The 19,535-nt window shown below is 64.6% G+C and carries 23 protein-coding genes; 14 read left to right on the plus strand and 9 right to left on the minus strand.

Annotation, left to right across the window (positions count from 1 at the left end):
• The first annotated feature begins 14 nt into the window (after window positions 1-14).
• Window positions 15-767, plus strand: a complete 753-nt coding sequence (locus tag SynA1528_RS02565; protein ID WP_186587558.1) for a class I SAM-dependent methyltransferase — start codon at window positions 15-17, stop codon at window positions 765-767.
• A gap of 82 nt (window positions 768-849) precedes the next feature.
• Here the strand turns inward: SynA1528_RS02565 and rpmA are convergent, their stop codons facing one another.
• Window positions 850-1,110, minus strand: coding sequence for a 50S ribosomal protein L27 (gene rpmA, locus SynA1528_RS02570; protein ID WP_186587559.1), 261 nt, complete (start codon window positions 1,108-1,110; stop codon window positions 850-852).
• A gap of 43 nt (window positions 1,111-1,153) precedes the next feature.
• Complete coding sequence (rplU, locus tag SynA1528_RS02575; RefSeq protein WP_186587560.1) at window positions 1,154-1,570, minus strand: 50S ribosomal protein L21; 417 nt, start codon at window positions 1,568-1,570, stop codon at window positions 1,154-1,156.
• A gap of 130 nt (window positions 1,571-1,700) precedes the next feature.
• Here rplU and SynA1528_RS02580 point away from each other — a divergent pair, with 130 nt between their 5' ends.
• The 3 genes from SynA1528_RS02580 to kaiC all read left to right on the plus strand — a co-directional run bounded on the left by SynA1528_RS02580 (window position 1,701) and on the right by kaiC (window position 4,567).
• The gene (locus SynA1528_RS02580; RefSeq protein ID WP_186587561.1) at window positions 1,701-2,591 is read left to right on the plus strand and encodes a circadian clock protein KaiA; all 891 of its coding nucleotides are present in this window, start codon (window positions 1,701-1,703) and stop codon (window positions 2,589-2,591) included.
• Entirely contained in the window at window positions 2,588-2,962 is a 375-nt protein-coding gene (gene kaiB / locus SynA1528_RS02585) for a circadian clock protein KaiB (RefSeq protein ID WP_186587562.1), read from the plus strand. The genes SynA1528_RS02580 and kaiB overlap by 4 nt, the downstream gene beginning before the upstream one ends.
• A 66-nt stretch (window positions 2,963-3,028) precedes the next feature.
• Window positions 3,029-4,567, plus strand: coding sequence for a circadian clock protein KaiC (kaiC, locus tag SynA1528_RS02590; RefSeq protein ID WP_186587563.1), 1,539 nt, complete (start codon window positions 3,029-3,031; stop codon window positions 4,565-4,567).
• Here the strand turns inward: kaiC and SynA1528_RS02595 are convergent.
• Together SynA1528_RS02595 and purD are read right to left on the minus strand one after the other, a co-directional pair.
• On the minus strand, window positions 4,564-6,606 hold the full coding sequence (locus tag SynA1528_RS02595) for an ATP-binding protein (protein WP_186587564.1): 2,043 nt from the start codon (window positions 6,604-6,606) through the stop codon (window positions 4,564-4,566). The two genes, kaiC and SynA1528_RS02595, sit on opposite strands and share 4 nt — an antisense overlap.
• Window positions 6,603-7,910: a phosphoribosylamine--glycine ligase gene (purD, locus tag SynA1528_RS02600; protein ID WP_186587565.1), complete on the minus strand. Its 1,308-nt coding sequence runs from the start codon at window positions 7,908-7,910 to the stop codon at window positions 6,603-6,605. The genes SynA1528_RS02595 and purD overlap by 4 nt, the downstream gene beginning before the upstream one ends.
• Before the next feature lie 58 nt (window positions 7,911-7,968).
• Between purD and SynA1528_RS02605 the strand changes: the two genes are divergently transcribed.
• The 9 genes from SynA1528_RS02605 (at window position 7,969) to SynA1528_RS02645 (ending at window position 16,077) form a co-directional block, all read left to right on the plus strand.
• Window positions 7,969-8,847 carry a hypothetical protein gene (locus tag SynA1528_RS02605; protein WP_186587566.1) on the plus strand — a complete coding sequence of 293 codons (879 nt, stop codon included), beginning with the start codon at window positions 7,969-7,971 and terminating at the stop codon, window positions 8,845-8,847.
• Window positions 8,844-9,596 carry a phosphoribosylaminoimidazolesuccinocarboxamide synthase gene (purC, locus tag SynA1528_RS02610; RefSeq protein ID WP_186587567.1) on the plus strand — a complete coding sequence of 251 codons (753 nt, stop codon included), beginning with the start codon at window positions 8,844-8,846 and terminating at the stop codon, window positions 9,594-9,596. Before SynA1528_RS02605 ends, purC begins: the two co-directional genes overlap by 4 nt.
• A gap of 42 nt (window positions 9,597-9,638) precedes the next feature.
• Window positions 9,639-11,798: a BamA/TamA family outer membrane protein gene (locus SynA1528_RS02615; RefSeq protein ID WP_186587568.1), complete on the plus strand. Its 2,160-nt coding sequence runs from the start codon at window positions 9,639-9,641 to the stop codon at window positions 11,796-11,798.
• Window positions 11,798-12,625, plus strand: a complete 828-nt coding sequence (gene lpxC / locus SynA1528_RS02620; protein ID WP_186587569.1) for a UDP-3-O-acyl-N-acetylglucosamine deacetylase — start codon at window positions 11,798-11,800, stop codon at window positions 12,623-12,625. Before SynA1528_RS02615 ends, lpxC begins: the two co-directional genes overlap by 1 nt.
• Before the next feature lie 35 nt (window positions 12,626-12,660).
• Window positions 12,661-13,092, plus strand: coding sequence for a 3-hydroxyacyl-ACP dehydratase FabZ (fabZ, locus tag SynA1528_RS02625; protein ID WP_186588238.1), 432 nt, complete (start codon window positions 12,661-12,663; stop codon window positions 13,090-13,092).
• 5 nt (window positions 13,093-13,097) lie between these two features.
• Window positions 13,098-13,925 carry an acyl-ACP--UDP-N-acetylglucosamine O-acyltransferase gene (gene lpxA, locus SynA1528_RS02630; RefSeq protein ID WP_186587570.1) on the plus strand — a complete coding sequence of 276 codons (828 nt, stop codon included), beginning with the start codon at window positions 13,098-13,100 and terminating at the stop codon, window positions 13,923-13,925.
• Window positions 13,925-15,106, plus strand: a complete 1,182-nt coding sequence (gene lpxB / locus SynA1528_RS02635; RefSeq protein WP_186587571.1) for a lipid-A-disaccharide synthase — start codon at window positions 13,925-13,927, stop codon at window positions 15,104-15,106. The genes lpxA and lpxB overlap by 1 nt, the downstream gene beginning before the upstream one ends.
• Entirely contained in the window at window positions 15,103-15,744 is a 642-nt protein-coding gene (gene msrA, locus SynA1528_RS02640; protein WP_186587572.1) for a peptide-methionine (S)-S-oxide reductase MsrA, read from the plus strand. Before lpxB ends, msrA begins: the two co-directional genes overlap by 4 nt.
• Window positions 15,745-15,885: 141 nt before the next feature.
• The gene (locus SynA1528_RS02645; RefSeq protein ID WP_186587573.1) at window positions 15,886-16,077 is read left to right on the plus strand and encodes a hypothetical protein; all 192 of its coding nucleotides are present in this window, start codon (window positions 15,886-15,888) and stop codon (window positions 16,075-16,077) included.
• Here the strand turns inward: SynA1528_RS02645 and SynA1528_RS02650 are convergent, their stop codons facing one another.
• Together SynA1528_RS02650 and SynA1528_RS02655 are read right to left on the minus strand one after the other, a co-directional pair.
• Entirely contained in the window at window positions 16,078-16,320 is a 243-nt protein-coding gene (locus SynA1528_RS02650) for a hypothetical protein (protein WP_186587574.1), read from the minus strand. It lies immediately after the preceding gene.
• Window positions 16,317-17,780 carry a leucyl aminopeptidase gene (locus SynA1528_RS02655; RefSeq protein WP_186587575.1) on the minus strand — a complete coding sequence of 488 codons (1,464 nt, stop codon included), beginning with the start codon at window positions 17,778-17,780 and terminating at the stop codon, window positions 16,317-16,319. Before SynA1528_RS02655 ends, SynA1528_RS02650 begins: the two co-directional genes overlap by 4 nt.
• A gap of 32 nt (window positions 17,781-17,812) precedes the next feature.
• Here SynA1528_RS02655 and SynA1528_RS13180 point away from each other — a divergent pair, with 32 nt between their 5' ends.
• Window positions 17,813-17,938, plus strand: coding sequence for a hypothetical protein (locus tag SynA1528_RS13180; protein WP_286187866.1), 126 nt, complete (start codon window positions 17,813-17,815; stop codon window positions 17,936-17,938).
• Here SynA1528_RS13180 and SynA1528_RS02660 read toward each other — a convergent pair.
• Genes SynA1528_RS02660 through SynA1528_RS02670 form a run of 3 tightly spaced genes read right to left on the minus strand, consistent with a single transcriptional unit; the run spans window position 17,920 to window position 19,504 of the window.
• Window positions 17,920-18,381: a hypothetical protein gene (locus SynA1528_RS02660; RefSeq protein ID WP_186587576.1), complete on the minus strand. Its 462-nt coding sequence runs from the start codon at window positions 18,379-18,381 to the stop codon at window positions 17,920-17,922. The genes SynA1528_RS13180 and SynA1528_RS02660 overlap by 19 nt on opposite strands.
• Window positions 18,378-18,950 carry a GIY-YIG nuclease family protein gene (locus tag SynA1528_RS02665; protein ID WP_186587577.1) on the minus strand — a complete coding sequence of 191 codons (573 nt, stop codon included), beginning with the start codon at window positions 18,948-18,950 and terminating at the stop codon, window positions 18,378-18,380. The genes SynA1528_RS02660 and SynA1528_RS02665 overlap by 4 nt, the downstream gene beginning before the upstream one ends.
• Window positions 18,950-19,504: a ComEA family DNA-binding protein gene (locus SynA1528_RS02670; RefSeq protein WP_186587578.1), complete on the minus strand. Its 555-nt coding sequence runs from the start codon at window positions 19,502-19,504 to the stop codon at window positions 18,950-18,952. The genes SynA1528_RS02665 and SynA1528_RS02670 overlap by 1 nt, the downstream gene beginning before the upstream one ends.
• Between the last annotated feature and the right edge of the window lie 31 nt (window positions 19,505-19,535).

The raw sequence follows: 19,535 nt of genomic DNA on the forward strand, positions 1-19,535 counted from the left end.
GGTCCATCGACGCCATGCCCCAGCTCCGCAGCAGCCGTGAGGTGGATGTGTCCTCGTTCCTGGAGGACGGCCTGGCCGTGAAGCAGCACCTGCAGCGCTACCTGGATCTCTCGTCCGAGGAGCTGGAGCGGCGATTGCCCAGCAGCACGGACGACCTGGCGGATCTGCATCCGGGAGCCTTCCGGCCGGAGGACGCCACGACCTTCTATGAGGACACGGTGGGGACGGGCCATCTGCTGGAGCTGGCGGCCTGGCACCTCAGCAGTGCGGATTACATCGCCGACACCCTGCGGCTGCAGGGGATGACCGCCCGGGGGCAGGTGCTGGACTTCGGTGGCGGCATCGGCACCCATGCCCTCTCGGCAGCGGCCTTACCCCAGGTGGATCACGTCTGGTTCGTGGACCTCAACCCCCACAACCAGGCCTTTGTCGAGCAACGGGCGGCCGCTCTTGGGCTCTCCGAGAAGCTCTCGTTGCATCGGGATCTGGAGTCCACCGGCGCGGTGCGCTTCGACACGGTGGTCTGCCTTGATGTGCTGGAACATCTGCCTGATCCGTCTACGCAACTGATGGCGTTTCATCAGCGCATGGCATCCGATGCCACCGCCTTGCTGAACTGGTACTTCTTCAAGGGTCACGACGGCGAATATCCCTTCCATTTCGATGATCCGACGCTGGTGGATCAGTTCTTCACAACCCTGCAGGGACGTTTCCTTGAGGTGTTTCACCCATTGCTGATCACCGCTCGCCTCTATCGGCCGATCTGACAGTCGCCATTGAACAGCCCCAGCGACCTGGCGGTGCTGGGGCTCGCGTTGATCGGATTGGAGTTCGTGCTGCGCCGTGCGATCAGGCGGTGATGTTGATCCGCTTGCGGTTGCGCAGGCCGCGGCGGATGGTCTCGAACTTCACCACACCAGCGGTGAGGGCGAACAGGGTGTCGTCCTTGCCGATGCCCACGTTGACGCCGGGCAGCACCGAGGTGCCGCGCTGACGGATGAGGATGGAACCAGCGGTGACGGTTTCGCCGCCGTAGGCCTTCACGCCAAGGCGCTTGGCGTTGGAATCGCGACCGTTGCGTGTGGAGCCTGTGCCTTTCTTATGAGCCATGGGTGGAAATGGATGGAGGGCGGTGCGGGGAGAACCGGGAGGGTCAGCTGATGGCTTTGCCGCCCACGGCGATGGATTCAACCATCACCCGGGTGAGTTCCTGACGGTGACCATTCTTGCGCCGCGTCTTCTTTTTCGGGCGCATTTTGTACACGATCACCTTGGGGCCACGGCGGTGAGCCATCACCTTCAGGGTCACGGTGGCGTCTTTGACGAAGGGCTGTCCGAGGGTGGTGCCCTTGGAATCCTTCACCAGCAGAACGTTTTCGAGCTTGATGGTGTCATCAACCTCAGCGTGTAGGCGATCCACGTCGTAATAGCGGTTGGCCTGAACCCACATCTGGGTGCCGGAGGCTTCGACGATGGCGTAGCCCTCGGATGACGAGGCAGCGGCTGCTGGTGCTTTTGCCGTCGCTTCCTCAGCGTCGGTGCTGGCTTTGGCGGTTTTGGTGTCTGCCATGGAGTAGAGACACGGTCAGGCTCGGCCGAAACCGATTCAGCCTGATCCGCAATCGAAAGACAAACAAAGATCTTCGATCATCGAGGTCCCCGTCGTCAACATTCAGGAACATTGACTTCCTGACCGCCGGATGGCCAGGCCGGGCCTCACGATCGCCTTATTGCTCACGACACCAGCTCTGGTGGATGCCTGCAGACAGTGGTTGCCGGAGACGCGTTACCACTCCCTTGATTTGAGTCGCCTTGACCAGGGGGAGGAGCCGATTGATCTTGTCGGCACCCTGGCGGCTCAGCAGGAGGAGATCGACGCGGTGGTGGTGGAGCAGCAGCTGCTGGATGCCACCAGCCGCGAGCAGTTGCTCGGCCGGGGGCTGTTGTTCCCCGCCGTAGTGGTGGGTGAGGTGAAGGGCCATGTGGACTACCACTCCGAGGAGCTGCACCTCGCTGACGATCAGCTGGCCCAGCTGGGATACACCGTTGATGCCGCCATCTCACGCTTCCTGCGCCAGGGACGTGCCGACGGGCGCTCGGATGACGCTGGGCTGGCATCCGTGGACAAGTTGTCCCGCCGCCTGCAGGAACGGCTCGGCTACCTCGGGGTCTTCTACAAGCGCGATCCTTCCCGGTTCCTCGGCAGCCTTCCCGCCGAGGAACGTCAGGAACTGCTGGAGTCGTTGCAGCGCACGTATCGCGATCTGCTGATCAGTTATTTCAGCGACCCAGCAGCGTCAAACCAGGCCTTGGAGAGTTTCGTCAACACCGCCTTTTTCAGTGATCTGCCGATCACCAGAACCGTTGAAATCCACGTGGATCAGATCGATGAGTTCTGGAAGCAGCTGCGGCTGGAAGGGCATAAAAGCGATTTTCTTCAGGATTACCGCCTTGCGCTTCTCGATGTGATGGCCCATCTGTGTGAGATGTATCGGCGCTCCATCCCGCCGGACATCCCTCTCACCGGTTTGGCTTCCGGCCGACACCGAAGGGAGGCTGATTTGCCGGATGCCCCTGAGGTGTCGTCATGAGCCCACGCAAGACCTACATCCTCAAGCTGTACGTCGCCGGCAACACGCCGAATTCGATGCGGGCCCTCAAAACGCTGCGCAACATCCTCGAAACCGAGTTCCGAGGCGTCTATGCCCTGAAGGTGATTGACGTGCTCAAAAACCCTCAGCTCGCGGAAGAGGACAAGATCCTGGCGACCCCCACGCTTGCGAAGATCCTGCCTCCACCGGTGCGACGCATCATTGGCGATCTGTCCGATCGTGAGCGGGTGCTGATCGGTCTCGATCTTCTGTACGACGAGCTGGCCGACAACGCCTTCGGTTCCGGCTATCTGGATGCGGTGGATGAGGAGAACGACACGTCGACGACGGAATCGACATCGGATTCTTAAGCCAGATGGTGATCGATCTCCCCCCCCAGACAGACCTCCCTACGGTCCTTTTATAGGTGTTGCGCCATGCAGTTTCCCCCAACCAGCGGCTCGACTCAGATGCAGGTGCAGAAGCTCCCCACCGGCATCGAGGGCTTTGATGATGTCTGCCAGGGCGGCCTGCCGATCGGGCGCAGCACCCTGATCAGCGGAACCTCCGGCACCGGCAAGACGGTGTTCTCGCTGCACTTCCTCCATAACGGCATCAAGCACTTCGATGAGCCGGGCATCTTCGTCACCTTCGAGGAGTCGCCGCTCGACATCCTGCGCAATGCCGCCAGCTTCGGCTGGAACCTGCTGGAGATGGTGGAACAGGACAAGCTGTTCATCCTTGACGCATCACCGGATCCCGATGGCCAGGATGTGGCCGGCAGTTTCGATCTCTCCGGCCTGATCGAGCGGATCAATTACGCCATCCGCAAGTACAAGGCCAAGCGGGTGGCGATCGACTCGATCACGGCGGTGTTTCAGCAGTACGACGCGGTGTTCGTTGTCCGACGGGAGATCTTCCGGCTGATCGCTCGGCTGAAGGAGATCGGCGTCACCACGGTGATGACAACCGAACGCATCGATGAGTACGGACCGATTGCGCGCTACGGGGTCGAGGAGTTCGTCTCCGACAACGTGGTGATCCTGCGCAACGTGTTGGAGGGTGAGCGCCGTCGCCGCACGGTGGAGATCCTCAAGCTGCGGGGCACCACTCATATGAAGGGGGAATTCCCCTTCACCATGGGCACCCACGGCATCAGCATCTTCCCGCTGGGGGCCATGCGTCTCACCCAGCGCTCCTCCAATGTTCGGGTGAGCTCCGGTGTGCCGCGGCTGGACGACATGTGCGGCGGTGGTTTCTTCAAGGATTCGATCATCCTGGCCACCGGCGCCACCGGTACCGGCAAGACCCTGCTGGTGTCCAAATTCATTGAAGACGCCTGTCGGAACAAGGAGCGGGCGATCCTCTTCGCCTACGAGGAGTCCCGGGCCCAGTTGCTGCGCAACGGCACGAGCTGGGGCATCGACTTTGAGCAGATGGAGCAGGACGGGTGGCTGAAGATCATCTGCGCCTACCCCGAATCCACCGGGCTGGAGGATCACCTCCAGATCATCAAGACGGAGATCAGCCAGTTCAAGCCATCCCGGATGGCCATCGACTCCCTCTCAGCTCTGGCCCGGGGTGTGAGCCATAACGCCTTCCGGCAGTTCGTGATCGGCGTGACCGGTTACGCCAAGCAGGAGGAGATCGCCGGCTTCTTTACGAACACCTCCGAGGAGTTCATGGGCAGCCACTCGATCACCGATTCCCACATCTCCACGATCACCGACACGATCCTGCTGCTGCAGTACGTGGAGATCCGTGGGGAGATGGCCCGGGCCCTCAACGTGTTCAAGATGCGCGGCTCCTGGCACGACAAGGGCATCCGCGAGTTTGTGATCACCGGCAATGGTCCGCAGATCAAGGATTCCTTCTCCAACTTCGAGCGGATCATTTCCGGCGTGCCCCATCGGGTGACCACCGACGAGCGCAGCGAACTGTCCCGTATCGCCCGCGGCGTCTCCAGCGACGACTAAGCCGTCTGACCAGCGGTGGAGCGGCGTTCGGCCTGAAGCTTCAGCTCATCCATATCGGCCTCTCCGAGGGGCAGGTCAAACCAGAAGGTTGTGCCCACCTCCGGCTCACTGGCCATGGAGACCTTGCTGCCGTGCTTCTCGAGGATTCCACGCACAATCGACAGGCCGAGTCCGGTTCCCACTTCGGTGTGAACGGCGTTTTCAACACGGAAGAAGCGATCGAAGATCCGCTCTTGGTCGGCGGCGCTAATGCCGCAACCGGTGTCGGCCACCTCCACCCGCAGCCGCGGCAGCGGTGAGCTGAGGGCGCAGCTGGGGCCATCGTTTTCGCTGCTGGGGGATCCCACCGGACAGGTGTCGGGCCAGGGGTAGGCCCGCAGGGCCAGGGTGCCACCGGATCGGCTGAATTTCAGGGCATTGCCCACCAGGTTGTCGAGCACCTGCAGCAACAGATCCCAGTTGCCCAGCACCTCTGGCAGATCCTCCGCCGCATCCAGCAGCAGCTCCACCTGCTTGTCATCAGCATTGAGTCGGTATGTGCGCAGGGTCTGCTCCATGGCGGGGAGCAGATTCATCGCTTCGAACTGAACGGCACGACCGGACTCCAGACGTGAGAGGTCGAGCACGTCATTGACGAGCCGGGTGAGGCGATCGGTTTCGTCATTGGCGATGCCGAGGAACTCCTTGTGTTCATCAGGGCTGAGCTGATCACCGAGGTCGTGCAGGGTTTCGACGTAGCTCTTGATGTTGAACAGCGGCGTGCGCAGTTCGTGGGAGACGTTGCTGATGAAACGACTCTGGGCGGCATTCAGTTCCACCTCCCTGGTGAGGTCCTGCACGGTGACGGCGATGCCCTTGAGCGATTCGCCGCTGGCATCCCGTACGGCCTGCATCACGATGCGCAGGGTTCGGCTCGGTTCTCCGACGCTGCAGCGCAGGTCCTCGCTGTCAGCGCCACTGATCAGCAGCAGATCGAGGGGGGCCTGCAGTTCGATCGCCAGCAGGTCCGGCAGCTCCGCCACCAGCTCCCTGCCCTCCAGCTTGCGGCCTTCCCAGCGGAACAGACGCCGGGCGGTGGGGTTGGCCAGCACGATCCGCCCCTGTTCATCCAGAAGAATGGCGCCGTCGGCCATCGTCGCAATCAACGACTGCTGCTTCACCTGAGCTGCGGTGAGCTCCTCGATGTTGGCCTCGTCGTAGGCCTCGAGCTGGGAGGCCATCGCATTGAAGCCGGTGAGCAGTTCCCCCAGTTCACCGCCCACCGGCAGATCGATGCGGGCCTGGAAGTTGCCGAGGGAGATCGATCGCACCCCACGCAGCAGTTCCTTCACCGGGCGGGTGATGGTGAGGGCGTTGAACACAGCGCCCAGGATCACCAGCACCCAGATCGAGATGAACACCGCCACCGTCACCTCCCGGGTGAGGGCGGCACTGGCCAGGGCGGTTTCATTGGGGTTCACCCCCAAACCGAGCACGCCGTAGTAACGGCCGTTGCGGATCAGGGGCACGAACACATCGGTGACCCGACCCTGGGGGGTGAGGTGCTGCCGCACCAGCGGATTCTGCGGGCGACGGCGCAGCTCGTCGGGGAGCTCCAGGCGTCGATTGAGGCGCAAGTCACCCTCGCCACCCTCGGTGGCGCCACTGATCGGAATGCCGAGGTAGACGACACCGTCTGGATCGGCGAAGAAGATGTAGCGAACACTGCGGCTGGACCGCCAGAACTTCTCGGCCACATTGGCCAGCTCGCGGTCCTGTTCCTGGGCCACCAGTTCGGTGACGTTTCCGGCCAGCAGCAGCCCCAGATCACGGGCATAGCGGGTGTCATTCATCACGGCATCGCGCTGGATGCCGTTCAAGGCCAGGAAGGTGATGCCGGTCATCACCAGGCTCACCACGAGGGTGGCGATGGCCAGAAGTTTGGTCTGCAGGCTGAATTCAGCCCACCAGGCGACGACGCGACGCCAGAACCCATCGGATCCGGGATCTGGCCCACCGGGTTGCGGCAGGGCCCAGTCGGCGGTCGCGGGGGTGGTCATCCGCTGGAGCGAACCTGATGGCCAATGTCGCGACGGTAAGTGATCCCGTCGAATTGCACCTCCTCAAGGCCGCTGTAGGCAACGGCGAAGGCCTGATCAAAGCTGTCCCCCTGGGCGACGACTGCCAGCACGCGCCCCCCGGCGGTGATCAGCGCACCGTCGTCCCGACGTTTGGTGCCGGCGTGGAACAGCTGGCGGTTCGCTGTGTTGCTGAAGCCCAGCTGGATGGCATCGCCCTTGCGCGGAGCGTCGGGGTAGCCGGAGGCTGCCGCCACCACACAGGCGCTGCAGCGTGGATCGATCGAAAGAGTCGGGGCCAGGTCGAGCTGTCCCAGGGCACAGGCCTGCAGCACCCGCGCCAGCTCTGGCCCCAGGAGCGGCATCAGGGTCTGACATTCCGGATCGCCGAAACGGCAGTTGAATTCGATCACCTGGGGTCCCGCGTCGGTGAGCATCAGGCCGGCGTAGATGACGCCGCGGTAGTCGATGCCACGGGCCTTCAGCGCCTGCAGCGTTGGCTCCAGCACCCGACGGCGAACCTGATCGAGACCCTCGGCATCCAGCAGGGGGGCCGGGGCATAGGCCCCCATGCCGCCGGTGTTGGGACCTTGGTCTCCCTCCAGCAATCGCTTGTGGTCTTGGGCCGGTGGCAGCAGCACCATCCGTTCGCCGTCGCAGAGGGCGAACACCGACACCTCGGGGCCCTGCAGCCGCTCCTCCAGCAGCAGATGGGAGCCGGCGCTGCCGAAGCGTCCGGCGAAGGCCTCCCGGATCGCCGCTTCCGCCTGCTCCATTGAGTCGGCAACGGTGACCCCCTTGCCCGCTGCCAGACCATCGGCCTTCACCACCAGCGGCCGGCCCACCTCCGCCAGCACATCCAGGGCGGCTGATTCGCTGGTCACGGACCAGTGGCCGGCGGTGGGCACACCAGCCTCCTGCATCAATTGCTTGGCCCAGGCTTTGCTGGCTTCCAGTTGCGCCCCCTGTGCCCCCGGGCCGAATACGGCGATCCCGGCCTGCCGCAGGTCATCGGCCACCCCGACGGCCAGAGGGGCTTCCGGACCCACCACCACCAGGTCGACAGATTGGGTCTGGCAGTGGGCGATGAGAGCGGCGCTGTCGGTCTCCGCAATGGTCAGGGCCTGCTGGTCGCTGCCGGCATTGCCCGGGGTGATCCAGACCCTTTCGATGGCGTCATGGCGCTGCAGGGCCCAGCTCAGGGCATGTTCGCGCCCGCCAGCGCCGACAACGAGCACCCGCCGCAGCTCGGGCAGGGTGTGGGGACGGGTGGACGAGATGGCCATGGGGGCAGATCGGAGCGGAGGGGCCTCGTAGGTTCTCCGTTGTAGAACGCAGCCCGTCATGGGGATCCAGCCCCTGTCCATGCTGCTGTCGCTGCTGGCGGCGGCGGCACCCCTGAGCGAGCCCCACCCGATGGCCGAGGAGCGCTTCCGGCAATGGTTGCTGGAGTCGGATCTTCAGCAGCTGGAGCTGGGCTGCGGTGAACCCTTGATCGGGGCCAGCAATGGCCGTCGTCAGCAGATCCGCGATCGCTTGCTGGTGCTGCACCCAGCCCCTCAATCGTTTGAGCTGGTGATGGCGAATGCCAATGCTCTGCTGACTTGCGGTTCAGCGGACAGTGCCGCGCGGGTGCTCAATCGGATCAGCCCAGCGGTGGGGGAGGAGCGCCGCCGCTGGCTTCGCCTGCGCTGGCAGGCTGCGGCGGCGGGGCTGGATCACCGCGAAGCGGCCCGGGCGCTGCGGCGACTGGTGAACGGTGATCTGATCGCCCTGGCGAACCTGGACCTGGGCGATGGTCGCCTGGGGTTGGATCAATTGGCCTCGCATGAGGCGGCCCTGGGTCGAGAGGAGGAGGCCGCTGCCCTGTTGATGCTTGCCCCCAATGCGCAGCGTCTTGCCCAGGCGGCGGAGTGGCTGGCCGTCCTGGATGCCGCGGCCGCTGATCAGCTGCTGGAGCAGGCGCTGGATCAGGCGGCGGCTGATCAGGCCTGGGGGCTGGCGGTGGAGTTGCTGGAACTGCAGCTGAAGCTTCAGCTGGCGGCGGGTGGTGACGGCGCCCGGCCTCGGCAGCGGTTGCAACGCTTGGCGGCACAGTTGGATGACCGCTACAGCCTCTGGCGGTTGGAAGGCGGCGATGACCTGGATCTGGAGCTGCGATCGCCGCGGCAGCCGGGCGGCCATGCTGCGGTAGGAGATTCCCCAGATCCACCGTCCCCATGAGTCCCGACCACGGCGAGCTGCTGTACGAAGGCAAGGCGAAGCGCATCTATGCCACCGACTACCAGGAGCGGGTGTTGGTGGAATACAAGAACGATGCGACGGCGTTCAATGCCCAGAAGAAGGCGCAGCTGGAGGACAAGGGGAGGCTGAACTGCCAGATCTCAGCCCGGTTGTTTGAGTTGCTAGAGGCGCAGGGGATTCCCAGCCATTACCTGGGATTGGCGGGAGACGCCTGGATGCTGGTGCAGCGGGTGGAGGTGATTCCGCTAGAGGTGGTGTTGCGCAACATCGCCACCGGATCCTTGTGCCGTCAGACGCCGATCGCGGAGGGCACCCGCATCGATCCAGCGTTGCTTGACCTCTATTACAAAGATGATGATCTGGGGGATCCGCTGTTGACGGACGCTCGGGTGCGGTTGATGGGGCTGGTGGATGACGCCCGTCTGTCAGCGATTGAACAACTGGCGCGGCGGATCAATGGGGTGCTGCAGCCGTTTTTCAACGATCTGGAGCTGCAGTTGGTGGATTTCAAGCTTGAACTTGGCCTCAACAGGGCGGGTGAATTGCTGCTGGCCGATGAGATCAGCCCAGACACCTGCCGCTTCTGGGACCAGCGCAGCCGCGATGCCAACGATCGGATCCTGGATAAGGACCGCTTCCGAAAGGATCTCGGTGGCGTGATGGAGGCCTACGGGGAGGTCCTTAAACGGGTCCACACTGCCTGCCCCAACCCCCGCAACTGCCTGTAAGGTCAGCGGACCTTTTGTGGCTTCGGCCCTGATCGCGCCTCGATGACCCGACGCAGGACTCGCCGTTCACCGGTTGCCGTAGGTCAGGGTCTCCTGGGTCTTGCACTGGGCTTGCCGCTGACTGCAGCACCTCTGCTGGCCCAGGAGGTCGACGTCAACACCGATCCGGTGAATGTCCTTGAGGTTGCGGCACCGCGGGTGCTGATCTCTGAGGTGATCATCGAGGGCATCTCAGGTCATCCGGAGGAAGAACGGCTGCAGGTGGCGGCCTACGGAGCGATGCAGGTGCGGCCCGGCAGCCGCGTCACCCGCGAGGAGCTTCAGCGGGACCTCAACGCGATCCAGGCCACCGGTTGGTTCTCCGACGTGCGGATCAACCCGGTCAACGGCCCGCTCGGGGTGCAGGTGGTGGTGCAGGTGGAGCCGTTCCCCACCCTCTCGAGCGTTGAGCTGGACCCGGTTTCAGAGGAACTGCCTGAGGACGTTCTTGAAGAGATCTTCAGCCCCGATTACGGCCGCACGCTGAACCTCAACGATCTGCAGACGCGGATGAAGGAGCTGCAGGGCTGGTACGCCGAGCAGGGCTACTCCCTGGCCCGCATCTCTGGACCGGAGCGGGTCAGCCCGGAGGGTGTGGTGACCTTGAAGCTCATCCAGGGACGCGTGGCCGATGTGGAGGTGCAGTTCCTCAACAAGGAGGGCGATGCCACCGATGAGAACGGTGATCCCATCGGCGGCAAGACCAAGGAGTGGGTGATCACCCGCGAAATTTCCGTCCAGCCGGGAGACACGTTCAACCGCAACAGGCTGGAGAAGGACATCAAGCGTCTGTACGGCACCCAGTTGTTCAGCGATGTGAAGGTCACCCTGAAGCCGGTGCCGGAGGAGCCCGGCGATGTGGTGATCGTGCTGGGGATCGTGGAGCAATCCACCGGCCAGCTGTCCGGCGGCCTTGGGTACAGCCAGAGCCAGGGTGTGTTCGGCCAGGTGCAGCTGCAGGACAGCAACTTCTTCGGTCGCGCCTGGAATGTTGGCCTCAACGTGACCTACGGCCAGTACGGCGGCCTGACCAACCTGAACTTCACCGACCCCTGGATCAAGGGCGACCGCCATCGCACCTCCTTCCGCGGCTCCCTGTTCCTCAGCCAACAGGTGCCGCAGGTCTTCCAGAGCGAAGACAGCGGCAACATCCGCACCATTGACGGCTACGAGGACAACGGCAACAAGTACGCCTACGACGTCGGTCGCAAATACCAGTTCTCCGACAACCAGAAAGTTCCCGGTTTGGTCAACAGGGCCGAGAAGGAGTACCCCAACCGCAGTTGGTTTGATTACGAAGGCGATTCCTTCGCTCTGCGCAAGACCGGCGGCAGCATCGCCTTCACCCGTCCCCTGAATGGCGGCGATCCGTTCAAAGACACCCCCTGGCGGGTGTTGGCGGGCCTGTCATTGAGCGAAGTCAGGCCCATCAACTTCGCGGCAGACAGCCGCGTGTATGGCGTGTCCACCCGCAACTTCAATGACGGCAGGGTCAAGAACAAGGACATCATCTGCGTGTCGTACAACTGCGCTGACAGCAACCTGCTGACAGGAGTGCGTTTCGCGACGACTTACAACAACTTCAACAATCCCCGCAATCCCACCAGCGGCAATTTCTTCACCGCCAGCACCGAGCAGTTCATCGGTGTGAACGAAGATTCCCCCACGTTCAACCGCCTGCGTGGCAGTTACACCCAGTTCTTCCCGGTGAAGTGGCTGAAATTGCACAAGAAGTGCCGTCCCAAACCCGGTGAGGTGGCGGATTGTCCGCAGGCCATCGGTTTCCAGGTGAAGGCCGGCACGATCATCGGTGATCTGCCACCGTATGAAGCCTTCTGCATGGGCGGCTCCAACTCGATCCGCGGTTGGTACGACTGTGACCTGGCCGTGGCCCGCAGCTTTGGTGAGGTCACCCTCGAGTACCGCTTCCCGATCATCAGCGTCTTCTCCGGAGAGCTGTTCGTTGATGCCGGCACCGATTTCAATACCCAGAAGAATGTGCCGGGTAAGCCGGGTCTGCTGCTGAACAAGGACGGTTCCGGTGTTTCGGTGGGTACCGGCGTGATCGTCGGCACCCCAGTGGGTCCTCTGCGCCTTGAGGTGGCCAGCAAGGACTTCACCGAGGACTGGCGCTTCAACCTGGGAGTGGGCTGGAAGTTCTAGTGACCCCTTGGCCGCAGGACTATTCAGGCGCCTGGACCCTTGCTGCCGAGGTGGAGCGGCAGGGGATCGGTCTGCACAGCGGTGTTGTTTCGACCGTTCGCCTCTGCCCCTGTGAGCAGCCCGGGTTTTATCTGCGCTTTGAGGGGGCTGCCGAAACGGTTCGTCTCAGCCCTGATCAGGTGCAGGACAGTCAGCTCTGCACAACGCTGGACCTTGGAACGCGTCGGGTGGCCACCGTGGAGCACCTGCTGGCGGCCCTGGCCGGCTGTGGTCTCTCCCATGCCGAGATCGTTGTGCAGGGCGGCGAAATTCCCCTGCTGGATGGTTCCGCCCTCGGCTGGGTGGAGGCGATTGCGGAGGCCGGCCTGCAGCCCGCCGCCAGCGAACGGCCGCCGGCTCCACGGCTGGAGCAGCCCCTGGTGCGGCACCGCGGCAGCAGTGTGATCACCGCCACACCGGCCGACCGCTTCAGTCTGGTGGGCATCATCGCCTTCCCCCAGGCCGCGATCGGTCGTCAGCAGCTGGCCCTGGAGCTGACGCCGGAACGTTTCGTTGAGGAGATCGCACCAGCTCGCACCTTCGGATTCCGTGAGCAGGTGGAGCAGCTGCGGGCGGCTGGTCTGATCCAGGGCGGTGCCCTGGACAATGCCCTCGTCTGCGACGGTGATCAATGGCTGAACCCGCCGCTGCGCTTTGCTGACGAACCGGTGCGCCATAAGCTGCTGGACCTCATCGGTGATCTGGCGCTTGTGGGCTTTCCCCAGGCCCAGGTCCTCGTGTACCGGGGCTCCCACGGGCTCCACACCGATCTCGCCGCTGCCCTGTGACTGACTCCCCCGCCGCGGCTGCTGCTCAGCCCTCTGTGGTGCTGACCAGCGAACAGATCGCCGGATTGCTTCCACACCGCTATCCGTTTGCACTGGTGGACCGGGTGATCGCCCATGAGCCCGGGGTGTCGGCGACCGGAATCAAGAACGTGACGGTGAATGAGCCGCAGTTTCAGGGGCACTTCCCCGGGCGCCCGTTGATGCCTGGCGTTCTGATTGTTGAGGCGATGGCCCAGGTGGGCGGGCTGATCGTGACCCAGATGCCGGATCTGCCGAAGGGTCTGTTCGTGTTTGCCGGGATCGACGGGGTACGCTTCCGCCGCCCCGTAGTTCCCGGAGATCAGCTGGTGATCCACTGCGAACTGCTCAGCCTCAAGCGCAAACGCTTCGGCAAGGTCAAAGCGGAAGCCACCGTGGAGGGTGAGCTGGTGTGTTCCGGTGAGCTGATGTTCTCCCTGGTGGACTGAGAGCGATGACGGTGGAGCAGGCGCCCGTTCAGATCCATCCCCAGGCGGTGGTGGACCCCAAGGCCGAGCTGGCGGCTGGGGTGGTGATCGGCCCAGGCGCTGTGGTGGGTCCTGACGTGGTGATCGGCGAGAACAGCTGGATCGGTCCCCATGCGGTGCTGGAGGGTCGACTGACCCTGGGCCGCGATAACAAGGTGTTCGCAGGAGCCTGCCTGGGCCAGGAACCGCAGGACCTCAAGTACTGCGGAGCGCCGACGGAGGTGGTGATCGGCGACGGCAACACCCTGCGGGAGTGCGTGACGATCAACCGCGCCACCGACGAAGGGGAGGTGACCCGGATCGGCAACGGCAATCTGCTGATGGCCTACTGCCATCTCGGCCATAACTGCGAGCTGGGGAACGGAATCGTGATGTCCAATGCCATCCAGGTGGCCGGGCACGTGATCATCGAGGACCGGGCGGTGATCGGCGGCTGCCTCGGGATCCATCAGTTCGTCCACGTCGGCGGGATGGCCATGGTGGGGGGCATGACCCGCGTCGACCGTGATGTGCCCCCCTACTGCCTGGTGGAGGGCCACCCGGGGCGGGTGCGCGGGCTCAACCGGGTGGGCCTGCGGCGCAGTGGTCTGGCTCGTCAGCATGACGGGCGTGAGTTCAAACAGCTCCAGGAGATCTGGACGCTGCTTTACCGCTCCGATCTGGTGATCGCTGAGGGGCTGAAGCAGGCCCAGCAGCAGGAGCTGCTGCCGGCGGCAGCCCATCTCTGCAGCTTCATGGCGGAGTCGATTGCAGATGGGCGCCGTGGCCCGATGCCGGCGTTGAGCAGTCGCTGATGGTGCGGCTGCTGATCAGCACCGGTGAGGTGTCCGGTGATCTGCAGGGCAGCCTGTTGATACGAGCCCTGCGGGCAGAGGCCGAACGCCGCCAGCTGCCGTTGGAGCTGCTGGCCCTGGGGGGCACGCGGATGGAGGCTGCCGGGGCGGAATTGCTGGCGGATACGGCGCCGATGGGGGCCATCGGCCTGTGGGAGGCCGTGCCGCTGATCCTTCCGACCCTGCGACTGCAGGCCCAGGTGGACCGGTCGCTGGAGCAGCGGCCGCTGGATGGGGCGGTGTTGATCGACTACGTCGGCGCCAATGTGCGGCTGGGGGGCAAGCTGCGCCGCAAGCACCCGTCCCTGCCGATCACGTACTACATCGCCCCCCAGGAGTGGGCCTGGCGATTCGGTGATGGCAGCACCACCCGGCTGCTGGATTTCACCGACCGCATCCTGGCCATCTTCCCAGCGGAGGCGGAGTTCTATGGCCAACGCGGGGCCAATGTCACCTGGGTAGGCCACCCTCTACTGGATAGCTTCCAGGAGCTCCCTGGCCGCAAGGAATCCCGCCAGCAGCTGGGGTTGAACCCCGAAGCTCCGGTGCTGCTGCTGCTGCCGGCCTCCCGCCCCCAGGAGCTGAAGTACCTGATGCCCCCCCTGGCGGCTGCCGCGGCGATGCTGCAACGCCGCCGACCTGGACTGCAGGTGCTGGTGCCGGCTGGTCTGGAGCGGTTTGAGCAGCCCCTGGGCGAAGCCCTGGCGGCAGCGGGTGTGGCAAACGCGCGGGTGATCCCTGCAGCGCAGGCGGATGGCCTGAAGAAATCCCTCTGTGCGGCGGCGGATCTGGCCCTGGGCAAGTCGGGCACGGTGAATCTGGAGTTGGCCCTGCAGGGGGTTCCCCAGGTGGTGGGCTATCGCGTCAGTGGCCTGACGGCGTTCGTGGCCAGGCACATCTTGCGGTTCCAGGTGGATCACATCTCGCCGGTGAACCTGCTGCTGAAGCAGCGCCTGGTGCCGGAGCTGCTGCAGGACGAGCTCACCGCCGAGTCGTTGGTGGAGCAGGCTTTGCCGCTGCTACAGCCCGGGCCGGAACGGCAGCGGATGCTGGATGGCTACGGTCAACTCCGATTAACGCTGGGGGAGCCGGGTGTGACGCAGCGGGCAGCCAAGGCCATTCTCGATCAGGTGCAGCGATGAGACGGCTACTGCTGGCTGTGCTGATCGGGTTGCTGGCGCTCCCCTCCGCCGTGATGGCCGACACGGAGACCGCCGTCTTCGCCGGAGGTTGCTTCTGGTGTCTGGAGCACGATCTGGAGGATCTTCCCGGTGTGCTGGAGGCCACCAGCGGCTACAGCGGCGGCCATGTGGACAACCCCACCTACCGCCAGGTGAGCGGCGAAACCACGGGTCATCAGGAGGTGGTGGAGGTGCGGTTTGACCCGGACCAGATCAGTTACGGCACGCTGCTGCGCAGTTACTGGCGCAATGTGGACCCTTTGGATGGGGGCGGCCAGTTCTGCGACCGTGGGGACTCCTACCGGCCCGTGATCTTCACAGCGGATGCAGCTCAGGCCCGTGAAGCTGAAGCGAGTGCCCAGGCTGCTGCCGTGGAGCTGGGACAACCCCGCTCGGCGCTGAAGGTGGAGCTGCGGGATGCCGCGCGCTTCTGGCGAGCCGAGGATTATCACCAGAATTACGCCGAGCTGAACGAGCTCAAGTACAACTTCTACCGCTTCAGTTGTGGCCGGGACCGGCGTCTGGATCAGGTCTGGGGCGACAACGCCCGAGGCGATGCGGCCTGGTCGAAGCCGGCCGAACCCGGTCGAAACCCTTAAGAAATAAATAATCAACCTATGGAAAAGATTAAGCGAATGAGTTGTCTTGACTCAGTCAGTTCTCAGTGAACAGACGGGTTCCCGCCAATCGACCACCATTGAGGCAATGCTTACGATCACGTTCGTGCTGGGAGGAGATGTATGTATTTGCTGACCATTAAGGATGGTCTGGGAACGCGTCATATCGGCCCGTATCCATCTCCGAAACATGCTTCGGATGACCTTGATCGCGTGCTGGAGTCCTGCTCCGATCGGGCCCGCTGGCAGATTCACGCTCTGGAAACGCCAGAGCGCCACGGTTCCACCCGCTTCCACGCCGTCGCAGCGTCCTGATCAGCAGCGGGGTCCGCGACCGGGAAACCCTCTGGTCAGGCCGCTGTCGATCATCAAACCAATTCCGGCATTGATGCAGATCAGGCTGAGGGTGCCGGTCCAGAACCACTCGCCGGCCTGGCCGCCCATCAGCTGAACCACCCGGCGGCTCACCGCCTCGCCGAACAGGCAAAGGCCCACCGGCAGCAGCAAAACCCCGGCCTGGGCCTTCAGGTACCAGCGCCAGGGTGAAGTGGGTTTCATGCCGGGTTGCACACCCAGTTGGCCAGGGTGCGGACGCCGTAACCGGTGGCACCGGCGGGGTCCAGACCACGGCCCTTGTCGCTCCAGACGGTGCCGGCGATGTCGATGTGGGCCCAGGCGATGCCGTCGCCGACGAAATGCTCAAGGAACAAGGCTGCCGTGATCGAGCCACCGGGCCTGGGGCCCGTGTTCTTGAAATCGGCCAGCTTGGATTTCAAGCCCTCCTTGTAGGAAGCGCGCAATGGCATTCGCCAGAGCCCTTCACCACCGGCATCCGCCGCCTGCTGAAGCGCTGTGGCCAAGCCATCATTGTTGCTCCACAGGCCTGCCATCTCATCGCCGAGGGCGATGACGCAGGCGCCGGTGAGGGTGGCCAGGTCAACGATGGCGTCGGGCTTCTGCTCACAGGCGTAGAGCAGGGCATCGGCCAGGGTCAGACGGCCTTCGGCATCGGTGTTGTTGATTTCGATCGTGGTGCCGTCTGCGGCGGTGACGATGTCACCGGGATGCACGGCGGAGCCGTTGATCATGTTTTCGCAGGAGGCCACGATCATGTGCACCTCCACCCCTGCCGGCTTGCGTTCGGCGATGGCGCGCATGGCCCCCAGCACCGCTGCGCTGCCGCCCATGTCGAACTTCATCATGTCGATCTGGGCGGCCCCCACCTTGAGGTTGTAACCGCCGGAATCGAAGGTGAGGCCTTTGCCCACCAGGGCCAACCGACGCTTCACCTCACCGTCGGGGCGATAGATCAGGTGAATCAGCTTGGGGTCGAGATCGGAGCCCTGGCTGACGCAGAGAAACGCTCCCATTCCACGGGCTTCACACTCGGCACGTTCCAGAACGGTGAGCTCCAGGCCGTGGTTGCGGGAGAGTTCGGCGGCGGTCTCCGCCAGGGCGGCGGGCGTCGCCACATTCGGAGGAGCGGCCACCAGCTCACGGGCCAGCTCCACACCGGCGCAGGTGGCATTCACGGCCTGGAGGCCGGCAGCGGCCGTGGGAGGCAGCCCGATCAACTCCAGGCTCTCCGGCTGACACCGTGGTTCCGGGGCCTTGCGGAAGCGCTGGTCGGCGTAGAGGGCCAGGCGCGCTGCCTCTGCAGCGGCAACGGCGGCGGCGGCGGGTTCCAGTCCATCCCAGCAGAGCTGCAGCCCCAGGCTGCCGGTGTGGCCGCTGGCGGCCTTGGCGGCCCGGGCGGCGGCGCTGCGCACCCCATCGAGGTTGAAGCCGTTGGCCGGCCCCAGGCCCAGCACCACCAGTCGTTGGGGGCCGTCGCTGCCGAGGCGGTTGATCAGCAGCTGCTCCGCCGGTTTGCCTTTGAACTGCTGCTGTTCGAGGGCTGCGCCCAGGCCGGGGAAGCGGGCTTCCAGGTCGGTGGCGGGCTGGTCCTGCAGCAGTCCCACCACGAGCACATCACCGGTCCAGTCCTGAACACTTTCGCCGGAGAGAGAGGAGCGCATGGCCTGGCCCGTCGCAAACGCCGAGCGTAGCGATGCTGCTAGGAGAGGGGGCCGATGGCGCGAGAAGGATGCTCCCCAATGTGGCTCTGCTGGCCGTGGCGGCGCTGATCGGCGTCAGCCCGCTGGTGTGGGTGATTCTTCATTCCAACGGCGGCTGACAGCGCTGGTTCAGGGCTTGGATGATCAGCGCTTCCGCATCGGTCTGGCCCTGAAGCAGGAAGGCCTCCTGTTCCAGCGCCATGTGCTCCTGCCGGTAGTGGTTGGTCAGTAGGTAACGAATGCGGCTTTCCACGGCTGGATCTGCGCGGCGTTGGATGCCGATCAAGGTGAGCTTGCCGCTGGGACAGCTCTGGGCGGCATGGACGGCCTCATGCAGCAGGACTGGCCGGGTGATTCCCAGCTCTTGCACGAGCGGGGAGATCTCCAGCAGCTTCCGGGCCGGCAAAAAACGGCCGTAGGCCCCGCCCGGGGGCTGCCGCACCTCGATGCGGAAGCCATTGCGCAGCAGGGTCTTCTGGAGGGAAAGGAGTCCATTGGCCATGGCACTGCCGGGGGCCAGCAGCAGGGCGGAGAGCAGCAGCAGGCCTGCGCAAGACCTCACAGTTCAGCGGTGAACGGGGTGGCCCAGCGCTGCCGCGTTTCCTTGTTGAACGGCGGCAACCAGTGCTGGATCAGGGCCTGTTCCAGGGCGCGGCGGGCTTTGGTGCTGCGGGGCACATCGCTGCAGAAACGGATGCTCAGTTGATGGGCCACCTTGCAGCGCTGCAGGGCTTCGCCGTAGGCCGCCAGGTAGGCCTTGCAGTCGTGTTCCCCCTTCCAGCGGCGATCGGCGGCCATGGTCTCGCCGATGTAGAGCAGCAGCGGCTGTTCGAGATCCGCCGGTCGATCCAGCACGAAATACATCGCCGCTCCGACGTGGGGGCTGTCGGGCCAGCGCCAGAAGGTCAGTGGCAGCGGCGTGAGGGCCAGGGGATCGATGGCGCGCACCGCAGCGCTGCAGCTGTCGCCGAACAGGGTGGTCTGACTGGTGCGCTCAGGGGCGCCGCGAAACAACGGGGCCTGATGGCCGTGCAACCGCTGCTGCCAGGCCCGCAGCTGCTCGGCATCCAACGTCAGCTCGGCGGGTTGAGATGCCGCCAGGCCGGCGCTGGCGAACAGATCCCCTTGCATCAGTGCAGGGGCAGGGATGGCCCGGCGCGCCGGGCTTCGAAGCAGACCCGACCGATCAGGGCTTCGATGGCACTGGCGGGCAGGCAGAGCCGTTCCTGCAGGTCGGCGAGGTTCTCAAACCCGGCGCGGCGCCGCTCCCGCAGCAGGCCCTGCAGACGCTGTTCAGGCCAGCTGAGGACTTGCAACTCCTCGGCGCTGGCGTTGTTGAGATCCAGCGGCGCGGCTGCGGGTTGCGGGGGAGCATCGCCATGCCAGTGCACGATCAGATGGGGCTCCCAGCGGCGGCATTGCTCCGCCGGCAGCTCCAGCAGCTGGAACAGCTCCTCCACCGAGCTGAACTGCACCCCACCCCGCTGCAGGCGCAAGAGCAGATCCGCGGTGTCCTCACTGCAGCCGGGCAGCTGCAACCACTGCTCGCGGCTGGCGCGGTTCACCTCGATCGTCCAGGCCAGTGGGGCTGCTGGGGGAGGCGTCGCTGCAGGCGCTGTCGGCAACTGACCGGCGGCCTGCAGCACCCGCCGGGCCAGGGGGTCCAACCAGTGGCGGCGCGGCATCGGGCGGATCAGGGCGCAAAGCGTGGGCTGA

Origin of the sequence: Synechococcus sp. A15-28 (assembly GCF_014280175.1) — a bacterium.
Lineage (GTDB): Bacteria > Cyanobacteriota > Cyanobacteriia > PCC-6307 > Cyanobiaceae > Parasynechococcus.